27 protein-coding genes are annotated in these 24935 nt (G+C 63.3%); 10 read left to right on the forward strand and 17 right to left on the reverse strand.

Translation table 11 applies throughout. From position 1 onward, the window contains the following. Positions 1–149 precede the first annotated feature (149 nt). The 5 genes from NMG46_RS04310 to NMG46_RS04330 all read left to right on the forward strand — a co-directional run bounded on the left by NMG46_RS04310 (position 150) and on the right by NMG46_RS04330 (position 7122). Positions 150–932, forward strand: coding sequence for a 3-hydroxybutyrate dehydrogenase (locus NMG46_RS04310; protein WP_254816506.1), 783 nt, complete (start codon positions 150–152; stop codon positions 930–932). Positions 933–958: 26 nt separating this feature from the next. Next, a complete protein-coding gene (locus NMG46_RS04315; protein WP_254817058.1) occupies positions 959–2089 on the forward strand; it encodes a patatin-like phospholipase family protein in 1131 nt (376 codons plus the stop codon). 385 nt (positions 2090–2474) lie between these two features. Next, positions 2475–3686, forward strand: coding sequence for an efflux RND transporter periplasmic adaptor subunit (locus tag NMG46_RS04320; protein WP_254816507.1), 1212 nt, complete (start codon positions 2475–2477; stop codon positions 3684–3686). Positions 3687–3688: 2 nt separating this feature from the next. Beyond that, a complete protein-coding gene (locus tag NMG46_RS04325; RefSeq protein ID WP_254816508.1) occupies positions 3689–6865 on the forward strand; it encodes an efflux RND transporter permease subunit in 3177 nt (1058 codons plus the stop codon). 98 nt (positions 6866–6963) lie between these two features. Next, positions 6964–7122 (forward strand): DUF3309 family protein, encoded by a 159-nt coding sequence (locus NMG46_RS04330; RefSeq protein ID WP_023678456.1) that lies wholly within the window; start codon positions 6964–6966, stop codon positions 7120–7122. Between the two features lie 63 nt (positions 7123–7185). Here NMG46_RS04330 and NMG46_RS04335 read toward each other — a convergent pair whose 3' ends face one another. Continuing rightward, positions 7186–8148 (reverse strand): SDR family oxidoreductase, encoded by a 963-nt coding sequence (locus NMG46_RS04335; protein WP_254816509.1) that lies wholly within the window; start codon positions 8146–8148, stop codon positions 7186–7188. A 94-nt stretch (positions 8149–8242) separates the two neighbouring features. On the opposite strand from NMG46_RS04335, the gene NMG46_RS04340 reads away from it, so the two are divergent. Continuing rightward, positions 8243–9154 (forward strand): LysR family transcriptional regulator, encoded by a 912-nt coding sequence (locus tag NMG46_RS04340; protein ID WP_254816510.1) that lies wholly within the window; start codon positions 8243–8245, stop codon positions 9152–9154. Here NMG46_RS04340 and NMG46_RS04345 read toward each other — a convergent pair. From NMG46_RS04345 to NMG46_RS04360, 4 genes are all read right to left on the reverse strand, one after another. Then, positions 9112–10293 carry an MFS transporter gene (locus tag NMG46_RS04345; RefSeq protein WP_254816511.1) on the reverse strand — a complete coding sequence of 394 codons (1182 nt, stop codon included), beginning with the start codon at positions 10291–10293 and terminating at the stop codon, positions 9112–9114. The two genes, NMG46_RS04340 and NMG46_RS04345, sit on opposite strands and share 43 nt — an antisense overlap. 146 nt (positions 10294–10439) lie before the next feature. Then, on the reverse strand, positions 10440–10901 hold the full coding sequence (locus tag NMG46_RS04350; RefSeq protein WP_254816512.1) for a cupin domain-containing protein: 462 nt from the start codon (positions 10899–10901) through the stop codon (positions 10440–10442). A gap of 11 nt (positions 10902–10912) precedes the next feature. Beyond that, positions 10913–11221, reverse strand: coding sequence for a DUF1244 domain-containing protein (locus tag NMG46_RS04355; protein WP_254816513.1), 309 nt, complete (start codon positions 11219–11221; stop codon positions 10913–10915). A 26-nt stretch (positions 11222–11247) separates the two neighbouring features. After that, the gene (locus NMG46_RS04360) at positions 11248–12045 is read right to left on the reverse strand and encodes an N-formylglutamate amidohydrolase (RefSeq protein WP_254816514.1); all 798 of its coding nucleotides are present in this window, start codon (positions 12043–12045) and stop codon (positions 11248–11250) included. Positions 12046–12330: 285 nt separating this feature from the next. On the opposite strand from NMG46_RS04360, the gene NMG46_RS04365 reads away from it, so the two are divergent. From NMG46_RS04365 to NMG46_RS04375, 3 genes are all read left to right on the forward strand, one after another. Continuing rightward, positions 12331–12777 (forward strand): DUF1036 domain-containing protein, encoded by a 447-nt coding sequence (locus tag NMG46_RS04365; protein WP_254817059.1) that lies wholly within the window; start codon positions 12331–12333, stop codon positions 12775–12777. Continuing rightward, complete coding sequence (gene pyk, locus NMG46_RS04370) at positions 12774–14204, forward strand: pyruvate kinase (protein WP_254816515.1); 1431 nt, start codon at positions 12774–12776, stop codon at positions 14202–14204. Before NMG46_RS04365 ends, pyk begins: the two co-directional genes overlap by 4 nt. Positions 14205–14419: 215 nt before the next feature. Continuing rightward, positions 14420–15502 carry a nitronate monooxygenase family protein gene (locus NMG46_RS04375; protein ID WP_254816516.1) on the forward strand — a complete coding sequence of 361 codons (1083 nt, stop codon included), beginning with the start codon at positions 14420–14422 and terminating at the stop codon, positions 15500–15502. 102 nt (positions 15503–15604) lie between these two features. Here NMG46_RS04375 and NMG46_RS04380 read toward each other — a convergent pair whose 3' ends face one another. Together NMG46_RS04380 and ykgO are read right to left on the reverse strand one after the other, a co-directional pair. Further along, positions 15605–16204 carry a hypothetical protein gene (locus NMG46_RS04380; protein ID WP_254816517.1) on the reverse strand — a complete coding sequence of 200 codons (600 nt, stop codon included), beginning with the start codon at positions 16202–16204 and terminating at the stop codon, positions 15605–15607. Between the two features lie 94 nt (positions 16205–16298). Beyond that, on the reverse strand, positions 16299–16424 hold the full coding sequence (gene ykgO / locus NMG46_RS04385; protein ID WP_006203764.1) for a type B 50S ribosomal protein L36: 126 nt from the start codon (positions 16422–16424) through the stop codon (positions 16299–16301). Between the two features lie 235 nt (positions 16425–16659). On the opposite strand from ykgO, the gene NMG46_RS04390 reads away from it, so the two are divergent. Further along, positions 16660–17082: a lysozyme inhibitor LprI family protein gene (locus tag NMG46_RS04390; RefSeq protein WP_254816518.1), complete on the forward strand. Its 423-nt coding sequence runs from the start codon at positions 16660–16662 to the stop codon at positions 17080–17082. A gap of 93 nt (positions 17083–17175) precedes the next feature. On the opposite strand, the gene NMG46_RS04395 is transcribed toward NMG46_RS04390, so the two are convergent. The 10 genes from NMG46_RS04395 to NMG46_RS04440 all read right to left on the reverse strand — a co-directional run bounded on the left by NMG46_RS04395 (position 17176) and on the right by NMG46_RS04440 (position 24934). Beyond that, positions 17176–18252 carry a 5-(carboxyamino)imidazole ribonucleotide synthase gene (locus NMG46_RS04395; RefSeq protein WP_254816519.1) on the reverse strand — a complete coding sequence of 359 codons (1077 nt, stop codon included), beginning with the start codon at positions 18250–18252 and terminating at the stop codon, positions 17176–17178. Then, positions 18249–18746, reverse strand: a complete 498-nt coding sequence (gene purE / locus NMG46_RS04400) for a 5-(carboxyamino)imidazole ribonucleotide mutase (RefSeq protein ID WP_023678468.1) — start codon at positions 18744–18746, stop codon at positions 18249–18251. The genes NMG46_RS04395 and purE overlap by 4 nt, the downstream gene beginning before the upstream one ends. 124 nt (positions 18747–18870) lie before the next feature. Then, a complete protein-coding gene (locus NMG46_RS04405; RefSeq protein WP_254816520.1) occupies positions 18871–19704 on the reverse strand; it encodes an anti-sigma factor in 834 nt (277 codons plus the stop codon). After that, positions 19701–20261: a sigma-70 family RNA polymerase sigma factor gene (locus tag NMG46_RS04410; RefSeq protein ID WP_254816521.1), complete on the reverse strand. Its 561-nt coding sequence runs from the start codon at positions 20259–20261 to the stop codon at positions 19701–19703. The genes NMG46_RS04405 and NMG46_RS04410 overlap by 4 nt, the downstream gene beginning before the upstream one ends. 25 nt (positions 20262–20286) lie before the next feature. Further along, entirely contained in the window at positions 20287–20634 is a 348-nt protein-coding gene (locus NMG46_RS04415) for a cupredoxin family copper-binding protein (protein WP_302893660.1), read from the reverse strand. A gap of 11 nt (positions 20635–20645) precedes the next feature. Continuing rightward, positions 20646–21593: a metallophosphoesterase gene (locus tag NMG46_RS04420; RefSeq protein WP_254816522.1), complete on the reverse strand. Its 948-nt coding sequence runs from the start codon at positions 21591–21593 to the stop codon at positions 20646–20648. A gap of 166 nt (positions 21594–21759) precedes the next feature. Continuing rightward, complete coding sequence (locus NMG46_RS04425) at positions 21760–22965, reverse strand: aminotransferase class V-fold PLP-dependent enzyme (RefSeq protein ID WP_254816523.1); 1206 nt, start codon at positions 22963–22965, stop codon at positions 21760–21762. 26 nt (positions 22966–22991) lie between these two features. Further along, positions 22992–23450: a RidA family protein gene (locus NMG46_RS04430; RefSeq protein ID WP_254816524.1), complete on the reverse strand. Its 459-nt coding sequence runs from the start codon at positions 23448–23450 to the stop codon at positions 22992–22994. 34 nt (positions 23451–23484) lie between these two features. Further along, positions 23485–24279: an amino acid ABC transporter ATP-binding protein gene (locus NMG46_RS04435; protein ID WP_254816525.1), complete on the reverse strand. Its 795-nt coding sequence runs from the start codon at positions 24277–24279 to the stop codon at positions 23485–23487. Between the two features lie 4 nt (positions 24280–24283). Beyond that, complete coding sequence (locus NMG46_RS04440; RefSeq protein WP_254816526.1) at positions 24284–24934, reverse strand: amino acid ABC transporter permease; 651 nt, start codon at positions 24932–24934, stop codon at positions 24284–24286. Position 24935: the final 1 nt, after the last annotated feature.

Raw genomic sequence — 24935 nt, forward strand, 5'->3', positions numbered from 1 at the left:
GACACCTCTCTCGTCGAGATAAGAGAGGTCCTCATGACAAAAATTTCATGTCATTGCTCCACACATCCGCTGTTCTTGGATGGCAGAGAACCTATATGCTGCAGTGCAACATGGTTCCGCGGGAACCCACTTCAAAGGAATAGCCAGCCTTGACTACCAGAAAAACCGCCATCGTCACGGGTTCTACCTCGGGCATCGGCCTGGCCATTGCCCACGCGCTCGCGGCCGAAGGCTGCAACCTCGTCGTCAATTCCTTTTCCGATACCGCAGACGACCACGCCATCGCAGACGCGATCGCGAAGCACCACAAGGTGAGGACCGCCTATGTCAAAGCCGACATGTCGAAGCCGGCCGAGTGCCGGGCTTTGGTGGCGAAGGCAGCCGAGGCATTCGGCTCGGTCGATATCCTGATCAACAATGCCGGCATCCAGCATGTCGCGCCGGTGGAAAGCTTCCCGATCGAGAAGTGGGATGCGATCATCGCCATCAACCTGTCATCGGCCTTCCACACCATTGCCGCCGCCATTCCGTTGATGAAACAGGCTGGTGGCGGCCGGATCGTCAACGTCGCCTCGGCCCACGGCCTTGTCGCCTCGCCGTTCAAGTCGGCCTATGTCTCGGCCAAGCATGGCATTATGGGCTTGACCAAGACTGTCGCTCTGGAGCTGGCGCGCGACAAGATCACCTGCAATGCCATTTGTCCGGGCTATGTGCTGACGCCGCTGGTCGAGGCGCAGATCCCCGATCAGATGAAGGCCAACAAGATGGACCGCGAGACGGTGGTCCGCGAGGTCATGCTCGAAAAGCAGCCGACCAAGGAGTTCGTTACCGTCGAGCAGGTTGCGGCGGCGGCAGTGTTCCTATGCTCGGATGCGGCGGCGCAGATCAACGGCACGCACATCTCTGTCGATGGCGGCTGGACCGCTCAGTGAGCCATCCAGCGGTCAAGGGCCACGCCATGCCGAAAAACGGCAAGGTGGAAGAGCCAAAGAAGATCAACATCGCGCTGCAAGGCGGCGGCTCGCACGGGGCGTTTTCCTGGGGCGTGCTCGATCGGCTGTTGGAGGACGGGCGCCTCGATATAACGGCGGTTTCGGGCACCAGCGCCGGCGCCATGAATGCCGTGGCGCTGGCCGACGGCTTTGTCCGCGGCGGCGTCGAGGGTGCGCGGCGCAAGCTCGACGATTTCTGGCGTGCGGTGGCGGCAAAGGGCCGCTTCAGCCCGGTGCAGCGCATGCCTTGGGACGTCGCCTGGGGCAATTGGTCGATCGAGAACACGCCCGGCTATTTCCTGTTCGATACGATGTCTCGGGTATTTTCGCCCTATGTCGCCAATCCGCTCGCCATCAATCCGCTGCGCGACGTGGTCGAACGTGAGATCGATTTCGACAATGTGCGCGCCTGCAAGTCGATTGAACTGTTCATTTCCGCTACCAATGTCGAGACCGGCCAGTTGCGGGTCTTCTCTGATGGCGAGATCGACCTCGACACGGTGATGGCGTCGGCCTGCTTGCCGCAATTGTTCCGTGCCGTCGAGATCAAGGGCGTTCCCTATTGGGATGGCGGTTATGGCGGCAACCCGGCACTGTTCCCGTTCTTCAAGACGGCGGCCACCGAGGACGTGCTTTTGGTTCAGATCAATCCGGTGGTCCGCGAGGGGACGCCGAAGAGCGCCAATGAGATTCAAAACCGCATCGACGAGATCACCTTCAATGCCGGGCTGTTGCGCGAATTCCGCTCGATCGCCTTCGTCAAGGAATTGATCGCCGCCGGCCGACTGCCGCACGGCGAATATCGCGACATACGCATGCACCGCATCGATGCCGACGAAGCGTTCAAGGATTTGTCGGCATCCTCCAAGGTCAATGCCGAATGGGCGTTCCTTGCCTATCTGCGCGACCTCGGCCGCACCGCGGCCAGTGACTGGCTGGAAGAAAATTACGACGCCGTCGGCAAGCGGCCGACGATCGATCTGTCCAGCGAGCTCGATGACGGCCTGAAGCCGGTACGCGGGCCCGCGCCGGGCCGCCGGGTCAAGGAGTTTCTTGCGGCGCGCAAGCAGCCCGAGGCCGCCCGCCGTCCGGCCTAGAACGGTCAATCCTTTCGGAAACGCCGAACCGCTCTATCTTTTTCTTTTTGTTTTGACGCAATTCCGGACGGAAACCGTTTCACACTTTTCCTGGGATTGCTCTCGCTCCTCCGCAAAGCAGATGACATCGCAATCTGTCCGATTATCCTGACACTTGCTGCCATACCGCTGTTTTGGCGATCAACAGCCGATGCTGCAGCCGCATCTTTGCGAACAAAGCAACAATCCATCAACTTTTCTGACTATATTGCGCCGCAACTTTGAGGTAGAAGCGCGCTTCGCCGATCACGGCAATTTGAATACGGCCTCGCGCGCACCCATATCGGCGACGCGCCCCAAGTAGAAGATGCGGCCTGGCCGAACCCCGCGCACTGGAAAAATAACGATGCCGAAATTCAGGTTTCACAAGCTTGCAGCCATTGTTGTGCTCATCGGTTTCGCCGGCTGGATGGCGACAGGCGAGTTCTCGTCCGTCGGCAGCGCGTCCGCCGACAACAAGCCCAAGGCAGGAGAGGTCGAACAGCCCAAGACAGCCGACGCAGGCAAGCCCCAAACTGGCGAACAGGGGGCTGCCAAGCCGGGGACTGCCGAGGCGGAACAGCCCAAGGCGCCGTTACGTACGGTCGCGGTCATAACCCCGCCGCGGCGCACCTATGCACGCGCTATCCGCATTTCCGGACTGACCGAAGCCGACAAGCGCGCCGTCCTGGCGACACGCGTCGCCGGCGTCATCGACAAGCTGCCGGTCAAGCAGGGTCAGCACGTCAAGACCGGCGACCTGATCCTGATGCTTGCCGCCGAGGAAAAAATCTCGGCGGTCGACAATGCCAAACAGCTTGTCGTGCAGCGTGAGGCAGAGCTGGCTGCTGCCCTGCGGCTGATGAAAACCGGCAATCTGCCCAAGTTGCAGCTCGATACAGCCCGCTCCAACCTGACGCTGGCCAAGTCGCAACTGGACGCAGCGCAAGCCGAACTCGACCGCAACGAGGTGAAGGCGCCCTTCGACGGCGTTATCGACCGGGTGCCGGTGGAGCTTGGCAGTTCCGTGATGCAGGGCGGCGAGGTGGCTACTATTCTCAGCCTCGACCCGGTGATTGCGCGCGGCGAGGTCAGCGAACGCGATCTCGGCTATCTGAAGATCGGTGACAAGGCGAATGTGCGTCTGGTCAGCGGCCAGAACGTCGAGGGCATCGTGCGCTACATCAGCCGGGATGCATCTTCGGCAACCCGTACCTTCCGGGTCGAAGTCGCCATCCCGAATGCAGATGGTTCCGTACCGGCCGGCATGACGGCCGAAATCGCGCTCAGCGCCCAGCCGACCGACGCCGTCATGCTGCCGCGCTCGGTGGTGACGCTCGGCGACAAGGGCGACCTCGGCATCCGCGCCGTCGACAAGGACGACAAGGTCGTGTTCTTCCCGATCGACCTGGTCGACGACACGCCGACCGGCCTGGTGCTCGGCGGCATTCCGGCCGACGCCCGCATCATCGTCGCCGGCCAGGAGCTGGTGAAGGAAGGCGAAATGGTCAAGCCGGTCGAAGCGGACCAGGCGACCATCCAAAAGCTGTTGGGCGAAGCGACGACCGGGACACAATAATCATGGACATCGTCAAACTTGCAATCAGCAATGCCCGGCTGACCATTTCGGTCCTGGTCTTTCTCATCCTTGCCGGTGCGGTTGCTTACCAGTCGACGCCGAAGGAAGCGGAACCGGACGTTCCGATTCCGATGATGTATGTCAGCCTGATCTACCAGGGCATCTCGCCGGAAGATTCCGAGCGCCTCCTGCTGCGGCCGATGGAAGCCAAGCTGAAGAGCCTGAAGGGCCTCAAGGAGATGCGCTCGGCCGCCTTCCAGGGGGGCGGTTATGTGCTGGTCGAATTCCAGCCACAGACGGATCTCGCCACCGCGCTGCAGGACACGCGCAGCAAGGTGCAGGACGGCAAGGCCGACCTGCCGCAAGCGGCCGAGGAGCCCGTGGTCTCAGAGGTCAACATCTCCGAGTTCCCCGTCCTGGTCGTGACGCTGTCGGGCGAGGTGCCCGAGCGCGTGCTGACGGCGGCGGCGCGCGAGCTGCGCGACCGCATCGAGGAAGTGCCTGGCGTGCTCGAGGGCTCGCTGCAGGGTGCGCGCGACGACCTCGTCGAAGTGGTCATCGATCCGATGAAGCTGTCTTCCTACGGGCTGCAGCTCGACCAGTTGATCGGTGCGGTCGGCGCTTCCAACAGTCTTGTCGCCGCCGGCAATATCGAAGGGTCCGAGGGCAAATACGCAGTCAAGGTGCCGTCGCTTATCGAGACGCCAGAGGATGTGGCGGCGCTTCCGGTCGTCGCCGGACCCAATGCCGTGGTGCAGGCCAAGGATATCGCCACCATCCGCTCGACCTTCAAGGACGCCGAGACGGTTACCCGCCTCGACGGCAAGCCGGCGATTGCCATCGAGGTGAAGAAGCGCATCGGCTCCAACCTGATCGATACGATTGGCAAGGTCAGGGAGGTGTCCGACGCCTTCATCAAGACGATGCCGGAGGGCATGCACGTCACCTACACGCAAGACAAGTCCGTTTTCGTGAACCAGTTGCTCGGCGACCTGCAGAACCACGTCATGATCGCCGTCATCCTGGTGTTCATCGTTATCCTCTACGCGCTGTCCGGCCGTGCCTCGCTGCTGATCGGATTGGCCATCCCCTCATCCTTCCTGATCGGCATCCTGTTGCTGGCAATGATGGGCTACACGATCAACATGATCGTGCTGTTCAGCCTCATCCTGGCGGTCGGCATGCTGGTCGACGACGCCATCATCGTCACAGAATTCGCCGAGCGTCGCATGAGCGAGGGCATGCCGAAGCAAGAGGCGTTCGCGCTTGCCGCCAAGCGCATGGCCGGCCCGGTCATCGCGGCTACGATGACGCGCATTGCCGCCTTCTCGCCGCTGTTGTTCTGGCCGGGCATCATCGGCGACTTCATGAAATATATGCCGATCACGCTGATCGTGACGCTCTCGGCCTCGATGCTCTATGCGCTGGTTTTCGCACCGACGCTGGGCGCGATATTTGCCAAGGCGCCGGCCCATCACCCCGACGACAATCGCGACGGCTGGTACATGGCCGTGGTCAAGCAGGCGGTGCACTATCCCATCACCGTGCTTGTCCTCACTGTGGCGCTGTTGTTCGGCGTCGGCTACGCCTATTCGAAATTCGGCGCCGGCGTCGAATTCTTCCCGAATGTCGAACCTGACTACGGCCTGCTCTATGTCCACGCCCGCGGCAATCTTTCGCTTGCCGAAATGGATGCGGCCACCAAGACGGCGGAAAATCGGCTGCTCGGTTGGCCGGGCGTGAAGTCCGTCTATACCCGTGTCGGCAAGACGCAGGGCGGCGGCCAGGATGTCCCAGAAGATGTGGTTGGCGTGATCCAGTACGAATTCGTCGACTGGCGGGAGCGCAAATCGGCGAACTCAATCCTGGACGAACTGCGCGGCGTGATGGCCGGCATTCCCGGTGTCGACGTCGAGGTTCGCGTGCCGGAAGCCGGCCCGCCCACCGGCAAGCCGATCCAGATCAGGCTTTCGGCCGTCGATCCGAAGGGCCTTGACGACAAAGCCCGCGCCGTCGCCGCGCGCATTGCCAAGGTGCCCGGCGTCATCGATATTTCCGACGGTCTGGCGCCGCCCGGCGTCGACTGGGCGCTTGAAGTCGATCGCGCCAAGGCGGCGCAGTACGGCATCAGTCCGACCGCGGTCGGGACGGTCGTGCAATTGGTGACCAACGGGCTGAAGCTCAGCGAGTACCGGCCCGCCGGCGCCGACGATGCGGTGGACATCAGGCTGCGCCTGCCCGAGGATCGGCGCACGCTGTCGACGCTCGACGAACTCAGGGTGCAGACCGCGCAAGGCTCGGTGCCGATCTCGAACTTCGTCGTGCGCAAGCCGGAGCCCACGGTCGGTATCCTCAACCGCATCGACGGTGCGCGAACGGTGGTCGTCCAGGCCAACGTCGCAGCCGGCGCCCAGGTGGCTGCCGTCCAGCAGGAGGTCACCAAAGCTGTCGCCGACATGAACCTCGGCAGCGGCATTCGCTGGAAGCTTGCCGGTTCGAATGAGGACAGTGCGGAGGCCGGGGCCTTCCTCAGCAAAGCCTTCGGTGCGGCGATCTTCCTGATCTTCATCGTGCTTCTGGCGCAGTTCAACAAGTTCACCAGCGTCTGGCTGGTGCTGTCCTGCGTGGTCATGGCGACGATCGGCGTGTTCCTCGGGCTGCTGCTGACGGGACAGGCATTCGGCATCGTCATGTCGGGCATCGGTGTCATTGCGCTGGCCGGCGTGGTGGTGAACAACAACATCGTGCTGATCGACACCTATGACCGATTGCGCGAAGAGGGCTGGGACAAATACGAAGCCGTTCTGCAGACCTGCCGCGAACGTGCCCGCCCGGTGGTGCTGACGGCAGTGTCGGCGATTCTTGGCGTGCTGCCGATCGCTTTCGGCCTCGGCCTCGAAATCTTCCACCACGAGACGACGATCAACGCGCCGTCGACGCAATGGTGGATTTCGCTGTCCTCGGCGATCGTCTTCGGGCTGTCCTTCGCCACCGTGCTGACGCTGGTGGTAACGCCGTCGATGCTGATGGTGTTCACGCGCGCCAAGGTCAAACCCGGTGCGCGCCGTGGCTGGTTCAGTCGCCTGTTGGGCCGTCGCAAGGCCGAGATCTCCTCGGAAGGCCTGGGGGCCGATCTGGGCGCCGAACCGGCGATCGCCTTCCCGAAGGCCGCCGAATAGAGTCCGATTGCTGCCCTGATCAAGCAAAGGCCGCCCGGGAACAATGGGCGGCCTTCTGCATTGTTTCGTCATTGCAACCTCAAAGCGAGGATTTTCTGATGACGATCAGCACCATTCTCATCATTATTCTTATTCTTATCCTGATCGGCGCGGTTCCGGCGTGGCCGCATTCTCGGTCCTGGGGTTACGGCCCATCCGGCATCGTCGGCGTCATCCTGATCGTTGTCTTGGTGCTGCTGTTGATGGGCCGGATCTGAGCGCAATCATTGGTCCGGACAAGCGGCGGATGACCGTCAGACCATCCGTCTTTTTCAACTTCCTTATTGGGCAGCTTGCTGCACCGGCTTGGTTGTGGCGACGCCGATATCCTCAAGCGCTTCCGATACTGCATCTTCCAGCGGCGTGTGCGGGATCGTACCGATAATGCCTTCCAGCCGGGCTGAAGCCAGCCGGTGCGGCTCGAAGCGGAGATAGGACATCGAAACGATCTCGCGCCACATCGCCACGAACGGGCTGCCGGCGCGCAGCACCCACCACGGCATCTTCGTCAGCTTCAGCGCGTGCCCGAGCGCCTTCTCCGCGGCCGCCTTGATGTCCAGATCGGTCACCGCATGGCCAGGAAAATTCAGCGCCTCGTATGAGCCGAGCTTGTCGAGATTGTCAGCCAGCCCGACGAAGGTCTTGGCCAGGTCGGGCAGATAGGCCCATTCATGCACGAGATCGACCGGTCCTGGTGCCGTATAGATACCCTTGGTCATCTTGGCGGCGACAACCAGATCGAACCACGATCCGCTGCCGGTGCCGCCGAAGAAATCACCGGCGCGCAGCAGGATCGTGCGCACCCGACCCGCGTCGGCCTCGCGGCGAAACAGATCTTCCATGGCGACGCGGATGCGGCCCTTTTCCGTCGTCGGGCGAAACGGCGTGTCTTCGGCGATCACCGCCGGCATCGGCGAGCCGTAATTGTAGACGGTGCCCGGGAAGAGATGCAGTGCGCCGTTCGCCCGACAGGCAGCCATGACGTTCTCCGCCATCGGCAGACACTTACCCCAGTCGGTGTAGAGCGGGTTGAGGCCGTTGAAGATGATGTCGACGCCTTCGGTGGCGCGGATCAGCGCGTTGCGGTCGAGCGCGTCGCCGGCGATTGCCGTGGCGCCTTTAAGCTCGGCCGGCACCTTGCCGCCGCGGGTGACGGCGCGGACATCGTAGCCGGCATCGAGGAAGGCCTTGGCCACCGTGCGGCCGAGCCGGCCGTTGGCGCCGAGAATTGCGATCTTGGTCATTGTTCGTCTCCGTGTTTGTGTTGAGACCCTGTTGTGGTCTCTTCGCAAGCGAATGAAAATTGACTAATGATGGCGATCTGATATTCAATTTTGAATGGATATCGATTGGAATCTGATCAAGAGTTTCGTCACGGTGGCGGAGACCGGCAGCCTGTCGGCCGCCGCGCGAAAACTTGCCGCAAGCCAGCCGACGCTCGGCCGCCACATCGCCGAGCTGGAACAGGCGCTCGGCGTCACCCTGTTCCGGCGCGGGCGGCGTGGCTATGCGCTCACGGAAGCAGGCAGCACGCTCTTTGAACAGGGTCGTGCGGTGAGCGAGCAGGCAAGCGCCTTTTCGCTGCTGGCGCTGGGATCGGTCGAGGCGATAGAGGGTACGGTGCGCATTGCCGCCAGCGAAGTGGTGGCGGCCTATGTGCTGCCGGAAATCACAGCGAGGCTTGGTTTCGAGGAGCCGGGCATCGAGGTCGAGATCGTCGCCTCGAACCAGGTCGAGAATCTGCTGCGTCGCGATGCCGATATCGCCATTCGCATGGTCAAGCCGGCGCAGAATGAACTGGTCGCGCGCAAGGTGACCGACATTCCGCTCCGCGCCTGCGCGGCAAAATCCTATCTCGACCGGCGTGGCCGTCCGCGCGAGGCCCGCGATCTCGCCGGCCATGATCTGGTCGGCTTCGATCGCAGCGATGAGATCATTCGCGGCTTTGCCCAGTTCGGCGTCCCGCTTGCCCGCAATGCCTTCCGCTTCAGGACCGATAATCAGATCGTGCTGTGGGAAGCAGTGCGGGCGGGAAACGGCATCGGCTTTGGCCAGGAGCCGCTCGCCGACCGTGATCCGCTGGTCGAGACAGTGCTGCCGGGTCTCCCGCTGCCGACGCTGCCGGTGTGGCTGGCCATGCACCGCGACGTGCGTTCCAGCGTCCGCATCCGCCGCGTCGCGGATTTCCTCTACGAAGAGCTCAAGCGCTATTCAGCCGGTGCTGGCTCGGCAGCAAATTCAGCGCGGTGAGCGAGGCCGGCCATCAACAGCACGACGATCAGCAGCCCGGACAGAGCGACGAAGATCGGGCCGAAGCTCGAGTGTTCGGCGATGAAGCCGATCGCCGACGGCGCCACCAGAATGCCTGAGTAACCCATTGTGGTGACGACGCTCATGCCGGTGCCGGACGCCATGCCTTCCTGGTTGCCGCCGGCCGAAAAGATGATCGGCACCATGTTGGCAATGCCGAGGCCGCAAAAGGCAAAGGCGGCAATGGCGAGCCACGGCGAGGGCGCCAGCCCGCCCACCAGCATGCCGGCAGCAGCGGCAAGAGCCGAGGCACGCAACGTTGTAACGGCACCGAAACGGTTGCGGACGCCATCGCCAAGGAAGCGCATGACGGCCATGACACCGGAAAAGGCGGCGTAGGCCAGGCCTGCGATGGCAAGATCGGCGCCGAGCTCCTGCCTGAGATACAGCGCCGCCCAGTCGAGCACCGCACCTTCGGAGATCATCGTCAGCAGTGCCATCAGCCCAACCAGATAGACCAGCGGGTTTGCCGGCAGCGCGAATTTGTGGTGCTCGGGGGCTGGGTGCTTGTCCTCGGCGATCAGGTAGCGGATCGCTACGGCGATGACGGCAAAGGCAAGAGCCGTCACCACCGTCGCATGGGCGAGGTGACCGTAGTTCTGGATGGCGAAACCGCCCAAAGCGCCGCCAGCGAAACCGCCAAGGCTCCAGAAGCCGTGCGAGGACGACATGATGGCACGGGACAGCCGCCGTTCGACTGCCACTGCATTGGCATTCATGGCGACGTCCATGCCGCCGATCGAACCGCCGAAGATGAACATGGCGATTGCCGCCAAGGGCACGTTGGGGGCCAGAGCCACGACCAACAGGCCGAAGCTGCCGGCAAGTCCGAACCAGCGCAGCACAGTGCGCGAGCCATGCTTCGAGATCAGATGGCCGCACCAGGTCATGGCGGTTACGGCCCCGGCCCCGAACAACAGAATCAACAGGCCGAGCGTGAATTTGCTGATGTCCAGCCGGGTGAGGAACACCGGGATCTGCGGCGCCCAGCTCCCGGTCAGGAAGCCATTGGCGAGGAAGATGCCGGCCACTGCCCAGCGTCCACGAATCGCGGTCTGCGTCATTTTCTGCGCGTCCATCGGGTAGAATCCGGTCCGGAAATGGCTTCGCGCGGCAAATTAGATCGATTCAATTCACAGTCAAGCGCTGTTCGCCGAAAGTGCTTGGACCAGACGCTACGTCCTCTCGCGTCGGCCAACCATCTCGGCGGTCCACTTCGAAATCCTTACGGCTCGGGATAAGGCGCGCCATCCTTGTGCACAAACCGGCCATCAACGTTGGTGCTCATCATGTCGATGTCGGAGCAGGTGGCGACGTCGTCGGGCCAGCGCGAACCGACTTCGAGATAGATCGCCATCGCGCCCGATTTATTGATCATGTGATGGCCGTTGCCTGATCCTTTCGGAAAGGCCGCGCAGTCACCGGCGCGCAGCACCGTCTCGCCGGCATCTTCGACGAGCGTCAGCTCGCCTTCAAGCACGTAGACGAATTCGTCTTCGTGCGAATGCCAGTGGCGCTGGCTCGACCAGTTGCCCGGCGGCAGGCGCATGAGATTGATGCCGAAGTCGGTGAGCCCGCCTGCGTTGCCCAGCCGCTGCCGCACGCGTTCGGCACAAGGTGCATCGAACGGCGGTGGATAGGATGAGCCCTTGCGTCCGGGCACGTCGGCAACGTCAATCTTAGGCACGGCCTCCTCCCCTAGTGATCCCTGGGGCGCCTTGCCTCGAACTCGGCCTTCTTGGCATCGGAGGCTTCGATCTGGTTCAGTGCCTGCCACTCGGCATAGGGCATGCCGTAGATGATCTCGCGCGACTGTTCCTTGCTGAGTTCGACACCCTCGGCCTGCGCCGCATCGCGGTACCAGTTGGACAGGCAGTTGCGGCAGAAGCCGGCGAGGTTCATCAGGTCGATGTTCTGCACGTCGGAACGCTCGCGCAGATGCGCAACCAGCCGGCGGAAGGCAGCGGCTTCGAAATCGCGCTTTTGTTCGTCGCTGAGTTCGGTCATGTCTTTGGCGTCCCTTGGGCCTTCCGTCACACCGGTCCGGTGCGCGAGCCGAATATTTTCACCGCATGTATATCGGCACGTCGATCGATCGCGTCAACGATCGGCGCCAGCCGTTCGGCCCAGTCGAGGGCACCCTTAAGGTCGGCGATCAGGTCCTGGCGGATCTCGAGCAGCGCATGGGCAAATCCGTTGACGATGGCGTGCCTGAACATGGTATCGCCGCGCAGTGCGCCGTCATAGGGTTCGTTGTCGCCGACGATGAGGCTCTTGTCCTTGGCGAGCATGTCGATCAGCGGCCGCGCAACGCGATCGTCGAGATCCCATAATATGCCGACGTGCCACGGCCGCACGAAGCCCTGCATGGTCGGTGTGAAGGAATGCACCGAAAAGATGAAAGGTGCCTGCGCGGACGCTTGCGCCACCGAGGCGATCATGGCGCCGACGGCATCATGATAGGGGCGGTAAAAGCGGTCCAGACGTCTTTCGCGTTCCTCCGGCGCCATGGGATAATTTCCCGGGATGATGGTGCCGTCATAGAGCTGGCGAATCAGCGTTGGATCGTCCTCGCCGCGATTGGGATCGATCAGCAGCCGTGAAAAATTGGCAAGCACCGCCGGAACGCCGAGCAGACTTGCGAGTTCGCGGGTTACAGTCTCGACGCCGATGTCGTAGGCGATGTGGCGGTCGAACTCCGCCGCTGGCAGGCCAAGGCTGCCATATTCCTCCGGCAGGTCGCGGCGAGCGTGATCGGCCAAAAGCACCATGCCGCGCTTGCGGTCGCCTTCGACAATGTCGAAAGGCGCGAAAACTGTGGATCGGGTCATCGGCGGGAAAGGTCTGTTCGCGGGCTTCCTGGGAGGGTGGTATCGTCATTCCACGAAGAGAACGCTTGCGCAATGCCGTTGTTTAGCCACGGTTTCTGCAAAAAACTGAGTGGGGGCGACCGCAAGCGCGCCGGAGCCTTCTAAATCGATTGGAATTGGACAGATCGGCGCGTTGACATGCGTACGGACTTTTCCGAAAAGGGGCGTTGAGAGATGCAAATGTGGTTCTTGAGGGGTTTCAGGATGGGTTTCGCCGGCAGGCTGCGTGTGCGCCATGCCTTGGCCATGCCGCTCCTGATACCGGCAATGGGCCTTTTCGCGGTGATCACGGCCTCGCCGGCACGGGCCGATTTCCGGGTCTGCAACGCCACGCAGAACCTGGTAGGCGTCGGCATCGGCTATCGCGCCAAGGCCGGCTGGATCACCGAAGGCTGGTGGCACATCGAAGGATCGAGCTGCAAGACGCTGATCGAGGGACCGTTGTCATCAAGGTTTTACTATCTTTATGCAGAAGACGCCGAGCGCGGCGGACGCTGGGATGGCCCGATCAACATGTGCGTGGCCGAAAAAGAGTTCAAGATTGCCGGCGTTACCGACTGCGTCGCCCGGGGCTTTCAGCGCGCCGGATTTCAGGAATATGACACGGGCGAGCAGGCAAGCTGGATGGTCCAGCTGACTGACGAGCCCGCAACGGATGGCGCTGCAGCCGCCCCGGGAACAAACAGTCAATGAGACGCAGCCGCAAGGTCAAGATCCTCGCCACCATCGGTCCGGCCTCCTCGTCCGAGGAGATGCTGAAGAAGCTGTTCGAAGCCGGCGCCGACGTTTTCCGGATCAATATGAGCCACACCGACCATGAATTGATGCGGACGCTTGTCGGCCGCATTCGTGCCGTCGAGGAGGCGGTCGGCCGGCCGATCGGCGTTCTCGCCGACCTGCAAGGGCCAAAGCTGCGCGTCGGTAAGTTCGCCAACGGCAAAGAAGTGCTGACCGTCGGCCAGACCTTCACGCTCGATGACAATCCCGAGCCCGGCAATTCGAAGAGGGTCTACCTTCCGCATCCCGAAATCCTGCGTTCGGTCGAGGCTGGTCATCGCCTGCTGATCGACGACGGCAAGCTCGAGCTCAAGGCGGTCAGCAGCAACGGCAAGGCGATCGTCTGCACCGTCGTCGCCGGCACCACCATTTCCGACAAGAAGGGCGTCAGCCTGCCCGACACCGACCTGCCGGTCGGCGCGCTGACGGAAAAGGACCGCCGGGATCTCGACGCGGTTCTGGCGACCGGCGTCGACTGGGTGGCGCTGTCCTTCGTGCAGCGGCCCGAGGACCTGGCCGAAGCGCGCAAGATCGCGCGCGGCCGGGCGCTGATCATGGCCAAGATCGAAAAGCCGCAGGCCGTCGCCCGGCTGGCCGAGATCATCGAGCTTTCGGATGCGCTGATGGTCGCCCGCGGCGATCTCGGCGTCGAGATGCCGCTCGAAGCCGTGCCTGGCATTCAGAAGCAGATCACCCGCGCCGCCCGCCGCGCCGGCAAGCCTGTGGTCGTTGCCACGCAGATGCTGGAATCGATGATCACCGCGCCGGTGCCGACCCGCGCCGAAGTCTCGGACGTCTCGATCGCCGTGTTTGAAGGCGCCGACGCGATCATGCTTTCGGCGGAGTCCGCTGCCGGCGCCTACCCGGTCGAAGCGGTGGCGATGATGAACCGGATCGCCACCAAGGTCGAAACCGACCCGACCTATGCCGGCATCATCAACGCGCAGCGCTCGGAACCGGAAGCGACAGGCGCCGACGCCATTTCGCTTGCTGCCCGCGAGATCGCCGAGACGCTGAAGCTGTCGGCCATCATCACCTACACCGCCTCGGGTACAACCGGCCTGCGCGCCGCGCGTGAGCGGCCACAAGTGCCGATCGTCGCATTGTCGCCGATCCTCAACACGGCGCGGCGACTGTCGCTGTTGTGGGGCACGCATTGCGTCGTTTCTCCCGATGCCATCGACCTCGACGACATGGTCGATCGCGCCTGCCGCATCGCCTTCGACGAAGGTTTCGGCAAGCCCGGCGACCGCGTCATCATCACGGCCGGCGTTCCGCTCAGGACGCCCGGTTCGACCAACATGCTGCGCATCGCCTATGTCGGATCGGAAGTCGGACGCTAATGTCGGCGGCGGCTGCCGGATGGGCCGGCTGCATGGCGCGTCGTAAACACGACGCCAGCCCGGTGCATCGACGGCAGCTGGGTTAGGATCGACGCCGAACGCCGCCAGCTTGCATCGGCCTGTAGCCGGCCGCGAAGCGGTTCGAAGGTCCTGTCCGACTTGAGCTGGAAGTCAGTTAAGCTAATCTCTTCCGGGAGAAAGAGGAGGGTGATCCAATGTGGATGCGCACTGATCTTCTGGAACTCCTCGGCATTGAGCACCCGATAATCCAGGCGCCGATGAGCGGCGTCACCACACCGGAACTCGCGGCGGCGGTCAGCAATGCCGGGGCACTAGGCTCGCTCGGATGCGGTATTCTGCCTGCGGCGGCTATCCGCGAGCAGCTCACGGCGACACAGCACGCCACCAATCGTCCGGTCAACGTCAACTTCTTTGCGCACCCGGCGCCGGCACGCGATGATGCGGCTGCCCAAACTATGCGCGACCGCCTTCGCGGCTGCTATGAGGAGGTCGGCCTCGGACCCGTGCCCGAGCCGGGCGAGCCCTTCCCCACCTTCGATCGTGAGCGTCTCGAAATTGTGCTTGAGCTGCGCCCGAAGGTGGTCAGCTTCCACTTCGGCCTACCCGACACCGCAATTGTGCAGCAGTTGAAAGCGGCTGGCTGTACTGTCTTGTGTTCGGCTACTACCGTCTCGGAAGCGTGCCAGCTTGAGGCAGGAGGGGTGGACGCCATTATCGCCCAGGGATACGAGGCCGGTGGGCATCGCGGCACATTCACTGGCGACCCTGCTATCGGCACAGCCGGCACCATGGCCCTCGTACCGCAGATTGTTGATGCCGTGCGGGTGCCTGTAATTGCCGCCGGCGGTATCTTCGACGGTCGCGGCATTGCTGCCAGCTTTGCACTTGGTGCATCTGGTGTGCAGATCGGCACGGCTTTCCTGGCCTGTCCTGAAGCCAATGTGCAGCCAGTCTATCGCGCAGCATTGCGCTCGGCCAACGACGAGAGCACGTCGGTGACTCGCTGCTTCACTGGCCGCCCAGCGCGCGCGGTGCGCAACCGGTTTGTGATGGAAATGGCTGGTGAGGAAGATGCTGCGCTGGCGTTTCCGCTACAGGCGAGTCTGGTCATGCCGCTTTCGATGGCAAAGGATGAAAGCAAGCGGGCTGACTTCTTGCCCATTTGGGCCGGGCAGGGCGTTGCGAAGCTGCGTCAGATGCCGGCCGCCGCGCTTGTGGAGAAACTCGTCACGGAAGCAAGCGGCATAGATCGGGCCTATAGGGGAGTAGGGGAGTAGGGGAGTAGGGGAGTAGGGGAGTAGGGGAGTAGGGGGCATGCGTTCCGCAGTGCAATCTACACCACTCACATACTGCCTTACTCCCCTATTGCCCTACTGGCTTCAAATGCCTTCGCCGGCAAGCTCCTCGGAAAGTGCGGCGACCTGGTCCTGGGCGCTGCGCATCATCGGGTAGATGCCGAGAACGCGCTGCCAGGCTTCAAGTGCCGACTGCTTGTGGCCGGTTTCGGCCATGATCTGAGCAAGGCCCGAAAGCGCGCCGAAATGGCGTGGTTCGAGCTGCAGGGTGCGGTCGATGTCCGCCATCGATTTTCCGTAGTTCTTCATCATGAAATGAACAGTGGCGCGCCGGTTCCAGCCTTCCGCATAGGTCGGCTGCAAAGTCACCACCTGATCAAGGAAATCGAGCGCGACATCGAATTTCTGGTTTTCGATCGCCTTCTGCGACCATTGCATCATCAGGTCGATAGAGGCGCTGCCCGACTGGGACCACTCGCTGCCGATCCGTCCGGCGATGCGCTCGGCCGCCTTTTCATTGCGTTCGCGCTTGAGATCGGCAAACAGCTGATCGAGCCGCGCCTGTTTCGTCTTGACGACCGGAGGTGCTGTCGGCGGAGTCGTGGTCGGATCTTCAGCCCACGCCGGCAGCGAGACAGCGCTGGACACGAGGAAAGCCGTGAAAAATGCAAAAAGAAACCGCATCGCGGGAATCTATCCCCCGACGCCGGATCGTCAAACTGAATTTAGCGTGAGAGTCGTATCATGCGAACGGAGGCGCGCAGCCTCCGTCGAAAACTCAACCCTGGCGCGCCTTGTAGCGCGGCGCGGTCTTGTTGATGATGTAGATGCGGCCCTTGCGACGAACCAGCTGGTTGTCGCGGTGACGCGCCTTCAACGCCTTGAGCGAATTCTTGATTTTCATGGTCTTGCCCGTCGGTCTGGGCCCGGTCACGGGCCGAATTATTAAGGCGCGCCCACAGACGCGCCTTTGAACTGTGCGTGGCTCATAGACGAGGAGCGTTGCCCGTGTCAACCGCAAGCGCGTTGCCTAAACGATACGGACCGTTTCGTATCGTCAAATATCCGGCACTGGCGCCTTGCGGCATTGCGCAGGCTTGCGACGGCTGGAATGATGCGGTTGCGAATTGGAGATCGTCATGCGCCGAATTCTTGTGTCCGCCTGTCTTGTCGTCCTCGCGGCAGGCTCTGTTGCCCATGCGCAGGAATGCGACCGCAACGACGACAGCCAGCAGATGATGAACATCTGCGCCGACGCGGACTACAAATCCGCCGACGCCAAGCTCAACAAGGCCTACCAGGATCTCATCGGCGGAAGTGACGCAAAAGCCAGCAAGCTGTTGCAGACGGCGCAGCGCGCCTGGATCGCTTTTCGCGACGCGGAATGCCTCTATTCCGCCGCGGACAGCGAAGGCGGCTCGATCTATCCGATGCTGATATCGGAATGCCTGACGCGGCTGACCGACGATCGCACCAAGCAGCTCACCGCCGATTCGACCTGCGCAGAAGGCGATGTGAGCTGCGCCAGCCCCGACGAGGACGAGAGCGGCGACATCCAGTAAGCGTAGGTTCTAACTTTGTGTTTGAGCATGATCTCTCTTCCGAAACCGGATTCCACTTTTCGCTAGCGCGGACCTTCGGTTCGGGATCATGCTCTAGCTGCGGCGGCTCACGCGCGTAAAATGGCCCATCTTGCGGCCGGGCCGCGCCTCGGCCTTGCCATAGAGGTGCAGCATCAGATCAGGCTCGGCGAGCAGCTCAGGAACGCGTCGGATGTCGTCGCCGATCAGGTTTTCCATGACGCAGTCGAACTGCCGGGCGGGATTTCCCAGCGGCAGGCCGGCGACGGCGCGGATGTGCTGCTCGAATTGCGAGATGGTGCAGGCGGCCTCCGTCCAGTGGCCGGAATTGTGGACACGCGGCGCTATCTCGTTGACCAACAGCGAACCGTCGGCAAGGACAAAGAATTCGACGCCGATGACGCCGACATAGTCGAGCGCTGCAAGGATCTCTGCCGCCGCCGTTTGAGCCGCAGCCGCCGTCTCGGATTCTACTCCGGCCGGCAGCGTCGAGCTGTGCAGAATACCGTTGCGATGGACATTCCACGCTGGATCGTAAGCGGCGAGCGAGCCGTCGCTGCCGCGCGCGGCGATCACCGAAATCTCACGCTCGAAGGTGACAAAGGATTCCAGGATCAACGGCACGTTGCCCATCGCCTCGCAAGTGCCGGCAAAGCCGCCTGTTTCCATGTTGCGGAAGACACGCTGGCCCTTGCCGTCATAACCCATGCGGCGCGTCTTCAATATGCCGCTGCCGTTGAACTGTTTCAGCGCAGCCGTCAGTTCCTCGTCATTGTCGACGGGACTGAAATCCGCGGTCGGTATGCCGATACCGTTGAGGAATTTCTTTTCCGCCAGCCGGTCCTGCGCCACTTCCAGTGCGCGTGCCGGCGGATAGACCGGCACCGTAGAGGCAAGTGCCGCGGCAGCCGCGACCGGAACGTTCTCGAATTCATAAGTAACGACGGCACTGGCCGCAGCCAGCTCGCCAAGCGCGGCCGCGTCGTCGTAGGCGGCGACGATCTGCCGGTTGGCGACCTGTGCCGCCGGGCAATCCGGCTGCGGCTCCAGCACGACGATGCGGTAGCCGAGGCGGGCCGCGGCCATCGCCAGCATGCGGCCGAGCTGGCCGCCGCCGATGATGCCGATGCTCGATCCCGCCGGCAGGCTCACGGCGCGTCCGTGGGCTCGGCGGCCACCTTGGCGGTCTGCGCGGCGCGCCAGCTATCCAGCCGGGCGGCGAGCTTTTCGTCGCTCAGCGCCAGCACCGCGGCGGCGAGAAGGGCAGCGTTGGCAGCGCCGGCCTTGCCGATGGCCAAAGTGCCGACCGGAATGCCGGCCGGCATCTGCACGATTGATAGCAGCGAATCCTGGCCCGACAGCGTCTTTGATTCCACCGGCACGCCGAACACCGGCAGCGGCGTCATCGCCGCCGTCATGCCCGGCAGATGCGCCGCACCGCCGGCACCGGCAATGATCACCTTGTAGCCGGCCGCCTTGGCGCCCTTGGCGAAGTCATAGAGCCGGTCGGGCGTGCGATGGGCCGAGACGATCAGGCGCTTGTGCGGAATGCCAAGCGCCTCAAGCGTTTCGGCGGCGTGGCGCATCGTCGCCCAGTCGGACTGGCTGCCCATGATGATGGCGACGTCGGCGCGGTGATCGTCCAAGCTTCTGCTCTCCGGCGGCAAAGGCGCGCATTAGCGGAAATCGAGGGGAGCCGCAAGGATGGCCGGAAACGGCAAAGCCGCTTGTAACGTCTCCGTGGCTACGCACATGGACTTGGGCGGTCTGTCATCGGGCGGCCGCTGCTCGGAAGCGGTTGACGAAGTCGTCAAGTTCAGGCCGTTCGGTATCGGAAATCGCCCAGTAGGAAAAGGCGCTGTCGCTCCAGTGGACCAGCGAGAAGCCACCAGCAGAAAGATCGACCGGTCCGGCTGTCGAGCCGGTTTCCTCGGGCGCGGCGACGAGAGTGATCAGGTGCTCGCGGTGCCTGTAGACCAGTGCCGGCACTGGCTGGTCGGCGATCACCTCGACCCGGCCGCCGAGCAACGCGAAGCCGTCACTGGCAAGGTCAGGTGCCGGCGGCGACAGGCCGACCCTGCCATCCAGCCAGGGTTTGACCGTGTGCCGGTCCGACGAGACGACGTCCACGGGGCCGGCTGCCAGCAGGCTGCGGCGATGGCCGTTGGCGACCGCGGCCGCAAAGCTGTCGGGCGCCCTGCTCAGCATCATCCACTGCGTCGCGCCGCTGGCCAGCACGGCGGTAACGACGATCGACGCCGCCAGCGCGCGCCAGTCGAACGCGCCAAATCGGTGCACGGCTCTGTGTGCCGGCGGCACTCGAGCGGCGGGCGCCGGCCCCGGCAGCGCTTTCTCCATACCGGCTGTCCCGATTGCAGCGATGCGAGCCTTGAAATCCTCACGGACATCGAGCCTCGGCAGCCCGCTGACGACCGTCTGCAGCGCAACGATGCGGGCATGCTCGGCGGCGAGCGCCGGGTCGGCCGCGATGCGTCGCTCGACAGCCAATGCTGCTGCTGCGTCGAGCTCGCCATCGACCAAGGCATGGATCATCAGCGCCACGCCCGCCGGGTCATCGGGCAGTCCATCGTTGTGCGCGCTCATGGCGCCCTCCCAAGTTGGGATATAAGCAGACCGCGCGCCCTCGCCAGCCGCGACATCACCGTGCCTAGCGGCACGCCAAGCAGCGTCGCGATCTCGCGATAGCTGAGGCCGTTGACGTCGCGCAGCACCACAGTCTCGCGAAATTGGTGCGGCAGCGCGGCAATCGCCGCCTCGAGTGCGGCCGTGTCGGCCTTGGCGATCAGGCTTGCCTCAGGATTATCCGTATCCGGCAGGCCGGCGACATATGCAGCCGTCACGTCATCGAGGTCGCTCAGGTCGCCGACGGCGACGACACTGCGCGGCCGGTTGCGCGCCAGCCAGGAGTAAGAGGCGTTGCGCACGATCGCCAGCAGCCAGGCGCGCGCATTGCCGCCGGCATAGCCGGCGATGCCCGCATGCGCCTTCAAACAGGCCTCCTGCACCACATCCTCCGCATCGGCGGCGTTGCCCGTCAGCCAGCGGGCAAGCGCAAGCGCATCCGCGAGATGGGGCAGAACCACCTCGCGAAAGCGCTCGGTCGCGGCCTCGTGGTTCAACACCGTCGCATCGCCCGGCATCCCGGGCAGAACCTTCCGAAAATCCTCACGGAGCGACGGTGATCCTGCCCTGCATGTGCGGGTGAAGCCCGCAGAAATAGGCATAGTCGCCCACTTTGGTGAAGGTGAAGGCATATGTGTCACCGGTGTCAAGCGCCTTGGAGCGAAACGAGGCATCGTTGGCGACCACCAGATGCGGGATGTCGTCGTCATTCTCGAAGGTCACGGTAGTGCCCTGCTTTATCGTCAGCACCGCCGGTGTGAAGGCAAAGTTCTCGATCTTGACCATTGGCTGGTCTGCTGCGTTCAGTGGCATGGCAACCATTATCAGGATCGCCGCCAAACCGAACGGGACAGGGGATACGACCAAGACGCGGGATGGGAAGCGGATCATCGCATTTCTCCTCAAGCCAGCGTGCTGTCGATGATGGCGAGGTCCTGCCCGCCTTGCTTGAGCGTCACGCTGCTCGTGCCGAGCAGGCTGCGCAACTGGCCGGCAGGTACCGTCATAGGCCCGGGTGAGGCTGCGGTGCCCGGCGCCGGTTGCGGGAAAGCGGTCGAGCGCGCGGTATGGAAGGTAACGTTGCCTTCGACCTTCTGCATGATCTGGTGGATATGGCCGTTGAGTATGGTGACAGAGCCGAAGCGCTTGAGCAGGGCCAAGGCCTGCGCCGCGTCGTCGGTGCCCCAGCCCCATTCGGGATAAACAGCCCATAGCGGGATGTGGGCAAAGACGACGATTGGCGTCGAGGCGGTGACCGCCTTCAGATCATCGGCCAACCATGCCAACTGGTCGGCGCCGAGATTGCCCAGCCCGCCAGCCTTCAGGTTGACGACGTTGACCAGCCCGATGAAATGGACGCCGTTCTGATCGAACGAATACCAGCCGGCGCCCTTGGTGCCCTTGCCGTAGCGGTCGAGATAGGCCTGGCCATTACCGTCGTCGATCAGGTCGTGCTCACCGGGCACATAATGTACGTCGAAGCCTGCGCCGCCGATGATCTGGGCAGCGTTGTCGAACTGCGCGGCTTTCGACAAATGGGTGATGTCGCCGGTGTGGATCATGAAAGCGGGCTTTTGCGGCAACGCCTGGATCTTGCCGATGGCCTCCTTCAGCGTGTCGATGGCGTGCGGGTTGGCAGCCTTGTCGAAGCCGATGTGGCTGTCGGAGATCTGAAGGAAAGTGAAGCCGGTGGCCAAGGCCTCTGCGGCTTGCGCCGCGCCGAGCAGGCTGAGCGAAACCGGCACGCCGGCCGAAATCGTCCACAGCACTCCCGTGCCGGCCCAGATCATGCATTCCAGTGCATGACGGCGGCTAATGCCGTCAGCTTCATTGTCGTGGTGGTGGGTCATACCGGTCTCCTGCAACGCCGGAAATGGCGTCTGCTTGGGAGACCAATGGGCGTGGTGGTTTATTCCGCCCGACGACCAAAAAGTCATTCACAGTGCCGTGATGGCGCACTGGCCCGATGCCAAGCCGGCGCTGGAAGGCACTGGCTCGACCACGTTCTGGCGATGTCTAGTCCGGCCAGCGCAAGGCCCCGGCGGACTGCTTGCGAGCGGGTTTCATCGCATCCGCAGGACGCTCCTTCGCGGTCAGCACGGCGCGAAGCTGCTCGGCGACGATCTCCGCCTCGCCGGGGTGCAGGTTGCACGGATCAAGGAAGAAGTGACCGCGCTCGACCTCGTGGTTGCGCACGATGATGGGGGGCGAGCCCGCCGCCAGCGCCGAGGCAAGGCCGGCGGCGGTGAACCTGCTTTCAAGCGTAACAAACACCTGCAGGCGGTCGAGCGGATTGGCGGTCGGATCGGGAATGATATGCGCGGCGATACCGGGCAGTCCTTGCAATGCGTCTTTCCACAGATGCAGGGCGGCTTCCTCCCGCTGACGGATGCCGGCGTGGTCGCGCCGCTCCCAAGCTTCCAGGGCCGCCATGGTGCCGGCAATGCTCTCCTTGCCCACCTTCATGGCGCGCGCAACGCCGCGGTTCTGGAGATAGGCGGCCCGCACCAGATCCTTGCGCCCCGTCACGATGCCGCTTGTCGGTCCGCTGAGGAACTTGTGCCCGCTATAGACGACGATGTCGGCGCCGCGTGCGAGAAAGCCGCGCAGGTCGTATTCGGAGGCGGCGTCGACGATCACCGGCACGCCCTTGGCGTGGCAGATCTCGCAGAACTCCTCGAGCGACAGCATGCCGTATTGCACCGTGTGGTGCGCAACTACGTAGAGGCCGGCTGCGGTGCGGTCGCGGATCGCGTCGCGCACATGATAATCCTGCGTCACGCTGACCGTGCCGGCGGGTATTGTCTTCGCCCCGGCCAACCGGATCGACTGGTCAATCGGCGCGCCGTAATTGACGATGTGACCGAGCTGGACGATGACCTCCGACTTGAGGCCCTCAGTGTCGTCCGGCAGCCGCTCGATCGCGAGAAGGCTGGTTCCGGTCATCGCGCCGGCAATCGCCATGGTTATGCCGCTGGCGCAGCACGCGGTGATGAAGCCGGCCTCGCCGCCGGTGAGGCGTGCAATCACAGTACTTGCGGCGCGCTGCAGATCGTCCATCTCGACCCATTGCGAGGCGATTTCCGACATTGCGGCAATCGCTTCTGGCACGATGATCGAAGCGCCGAGCGCCGTCATCGTACCGGAAACGTTGATGATCGGGCGAAGGCCAAGCCGTTCGCGGATTGTCGTGTTGGAACGGTCAGCGGCATAGGTCGTCATCTCTGCAGATCCTGTTTCGAACGATTTCAGGCGATCTCGACGACCGCCTCGATTTCAACTGTGATGTTGCCCGGCAGCGAGCCGACACCGATTGCCGAGCGGGCATGTCCGCCGATCTTATCAAAGACGGCGGCGAAAAGATCGGAACAGCCATTCACCACCTTGGGGTGCTCGCTGAATGTCGGCGTCGCATTGACAAAGCCAAGCAGCTTGACGACGCGCACGACGCGGCCGAGGTCGCCGGCCGCCGCATGCATGACGGCGAGCAGGTTCAGGCCGGTCAGACGCGCATGCCCATAGGCCTCTTCAACGCTGACGTCGTCGCCGACCTTGCCGGTGCAGAGCGCGCCATCGGCGCGCAACGGCCCCTGGCCGGAGAGGAAGATCAGCCGTCCGCTCTCGGCGTAGGTGACGAAGTTGGCGATGGGCTTCGGCGGCTCGGGCAGTGTCAGGCCCAATTCCGCGAGCCGGATGTAAGGCGTCATAAAAGCTCCTTGCGACAGCTTTCGCCGTCCGATGTCAAAAATGCGAGGCGCGAAATCGCGCCAGGAAGCTGCGAAGGCGTTCATTGTCGAACCCCGCCGCCAGAATCTCGGCGGGTGGTCCGACGGCGCTGACGCCGCCGTCCGCCATGAAAACGATGCGGCTCGATGCATCGCGTGCAAAAGCCATTTCATGCGTGACCATCAGCATCGTCATGCCGTCTTCGGCGAGGCTGCGAACGACCTCGAGCACCTCGCCAACCAGTTCGGGGTCGAGCGCCGAAGTTATCTCGTCGAGAAGCAGTATCTTCGGCTCCATCGCCACGGCGCGGGCGATGCCGACGCGCTGCTGCTGGCCGCCGGACAACTCGGCCGGCAGGCTATCGGCCTTGTGGGCGAGGCCGACCCGGCCGAGCCAGTGCTCGGCAATGGTGCGGGCCTCGGCATTGCTCTTGCCGCGCACCTTGCGCAGGCCAAGCATGATGTTGCCGGCGGCAGTCAAATGCGGAAACAGATTGAAGCTCTGGAACACCATTCCGGTCTCGGCTCGCATCGCCGCCAGGTCGCGCTCGCTGCGTCGCTGGCGTGTTCCCGTCTCGCGATAGCCGACCTCCTTGCCATCGATACGGATCGAGCCGCTGTCGTAGCTCTCCAGGAAGTTGACGCAGCGCAGCAGCGTGGTCTTGCCGCTGCCGGAAGGGCCGATGACAGTCACCACCTCGCCGCGTGTCACCTTGAGACTGACGGAGCGCAGGACCTCGACGGATCCAAAGGCTTTGGAAACCTCGGAGACATCGAGAAGTGCCGGATTCTGGTGCGGGGCATTGGACATCTTGCTATTCCCGGATGAAGGAGAAACGCTGCTCCAGCCGCCGGCTGGCCAAGGAGAGGGCGTAGTTGACGGCGAAGTAGACGAGCGCACCGAGAATGTAGAGCGGCATCGCCTCATAGGTGCGGCCGATGACCTGGTTGATTGCCTGCATCAGGTCGGTGATGCCGAGCAGCGAGACCAGCGCGCTGCCCTTCACCGCGTCGGTCACGCCATTTATCCAGGGTGGCAGGAAGCGTCTGAACGCCTGCGGAAAAATGACGTAGGCCAGCCGCTGGCGAAAGGTCAGTCCGATCGCCATCGCCGCCTCGGACTGACCCTTGGGAATCGAGCCGACGGCGCCCCTCAGATATTCGACCACCTGTGCGGTCTTGAACAGGGTGAGGGCGAGTACGGCCGCCCAAAAGGATTCCAGATGCAGCCCCACCGCGGGCAGGCCGTAATAGACGAAGAAGATCAGCACCAGGATCGGAATGCCGCGTATGGTGTCGCTGAAGATGCGCACTGCCCAGCGCAGCGGAGCCGGGCCGTAGACAAGGCCGACGCCCATCAGCACGCCGGCGATGAGCGATAACACCACGACCAGCAGCGACACCCACAAGGTCACGGCAAAGCCTTCGGCGAGGAACGGCAAGGCGTAAATGATCTGGCTCAGCATC

Source organism: Mesorhizobium sp. LMG 17147, from assembly GCF_024297145.1.
Taxonomy (GTDB): Bacteria; Pseudomonadota; Alphaproteobacteria; order Rhizobiales; family Rhizobiaceae; genus Mesorhizobium.

Excerpts from the sequence above, each read along its gene's own strand:
- NMG46_RS04405 (WP_254816520.1), bottom strand. The coding sequence starts at position 19,704 with ATGAGCGCGCACAACGATGGACTGCCCGATGACCCGGCGGGCGTGGCG.
- NMG46_RS04420 (WP_254816522.1), bottom strand. The coding sequence starts at position 21,593 with ATGACCCACCACCACGACAATGAAGCTGACGGCATTAGCCGCCGTCAT.
- NMG46_RS04345 (WP_254816511.1), bottom strand. The coding sequence starts at position 10,293 with ATGGACGCGCAGAAAATGACGCAGACCGCGATTCGTGGACGCTGGGCA.
- NMG46_RS04335 (WP_254816509.1), bottom strand. The coding sequence starts at position 8,148 with ATGACCAAGATCGCAATTCTCGGCGCCAACGGCCGGCTCGGCCGCACG.
- NMG46_RS04425 (WP_254816523.1), bottom strand. The coding sequence starts at position 22,965 with ATGACGACCTATGCCGCTGACCGTTCCAACACGACAATCCGCGAACGG.
- NMG46_RS04355 (WP_254816513.1), bottom strand. The coding sequence starts at position 11,221 with ATGACCGAACTCAGCGACGAACAAAAGCGCGATTTCGAAGCCGCTGCC.
- NMG46_RS04390 (WP_254816518.1), top strand. The coding sequence starts at position 16,660 with ATGCGCCGAATTCTTGTGTCCGCCTGTCTTGTCGTCCTCGCGGCAGGC.
- ykgO (WP_006203764.1), bottom strand. The coding sequence starts at position 16,424 with ATGAAAATCAAGAATTCGCTCAAGGCGTTGAAGGCGCGTCACCGCGAC.
- NMG46_RS04375 (WP_254816516.1), top strand. The coding sequence starts at position 14,420 with ATGTGGATGCGCACTGATCTTCTGGAACTCCTCGGCATTGAGCACCCG.
- NMG46_RS04325 (WP_254816508.1), top strand. The coding sequence starts at position 3,689 with ATGGACATCGTCAAACTTGCAATCAGCAATGCCCGGCTGACCATTTCG.
- NMG46_RS04410 (WP_254816521.1), bottom strand. The coding sequence starts at position 20,261 with ATGCCGGGCGATGCGACGGTGTTGAACCACGAGGCCGCGACCGAGCGC.
- NMG46_RS04315 (WP_254817058.1), top strand. The coding sequence starts at position 959 with ATGCCGAAAAACGGCAAGGTGGAAGAGCCAAAGAAGATCAACATCGCG.
- NMG46_RS04380 (WP_254816517.1), bottom strand. The coding sequence starts at position 16,204 with ATGCGGTTTCTTTTTGCATTTTTCACGGCTTTCCTCGTGTCCAGCGCT.
- NMG46_RS04430 (WP_254816524.1), bottom strand. The coding sequence starts at position 23,450 with ATGACGCCTTACATCCGGCTCGCGGAATTGGGCCTGACACTGCCCGAG.
- pyk (WP_254816515.1), top strand. The coding sequence starts at position 12,774 with ATGAGACGCAGCCGCAAGGTCAAGATCCTCGCCACCATCGGTCCGGCC.
- NMG46_RS04440 (WP_254816526.1), bottom strand. The coding sequence starts at position 24,934 with ATGCTGAGCCAGATCATTTACGCCTTGCCGTTCCTCGCCGAAGGCTTT.
- NMG46_RS04415 (WP_302893660.1), bottom strand. The coding sequence starts at position 20,634 with ATGATCCGCTTCCCATCCCGCGTCTTGGTCGTATCCCCTGTCCCGTTC.
- NMG46_RS04320 (WP_254816507.1), top strand. The coding sequence starts at position 2,475 with ATGCCGAAATTCAGGTTTCACAAGCTTGCAGCCATTGTTGTGCTCATC.
- NMG46_RS04330 (WP_023678456.1), top strand. The coding sequence starts at position 6,964 with ATGACGATCAGCACCATTCTCATCATTATTCTTATTCTTATCCTGATC.
- NMG46_RS04435 (WP_254816525.1), bottom strand. The coding sequence starts at position 24,279 with ATGTCCAATGCCCCGCACCAGAATCCGGCACTTCTCGATGTCTCCGAG.
- NMG46_RS04365 (WP_254817059.1), top strand. The coding sequence starts at position 12,331 with ATGCCGCTCCTGATACCGGCAATGGGCCTTTTCGCGGTGATCACGGCC.
- NMG46_RS04340 (WP_254816510.1), top strand. The coding sequence starts at position 8,243 with ATGGATATCGATTGGAATCTGATCAAGAGTTTCGTCACGGTGGCGGAG.
- NMG46_RS04360 (WP_254816514.1), bottom strand. The coding sequence starts at position 12,045 with ATGACCCGATCCACAGTTTTCGCGCCTTTCGACATTGTCGAAGGCGAC.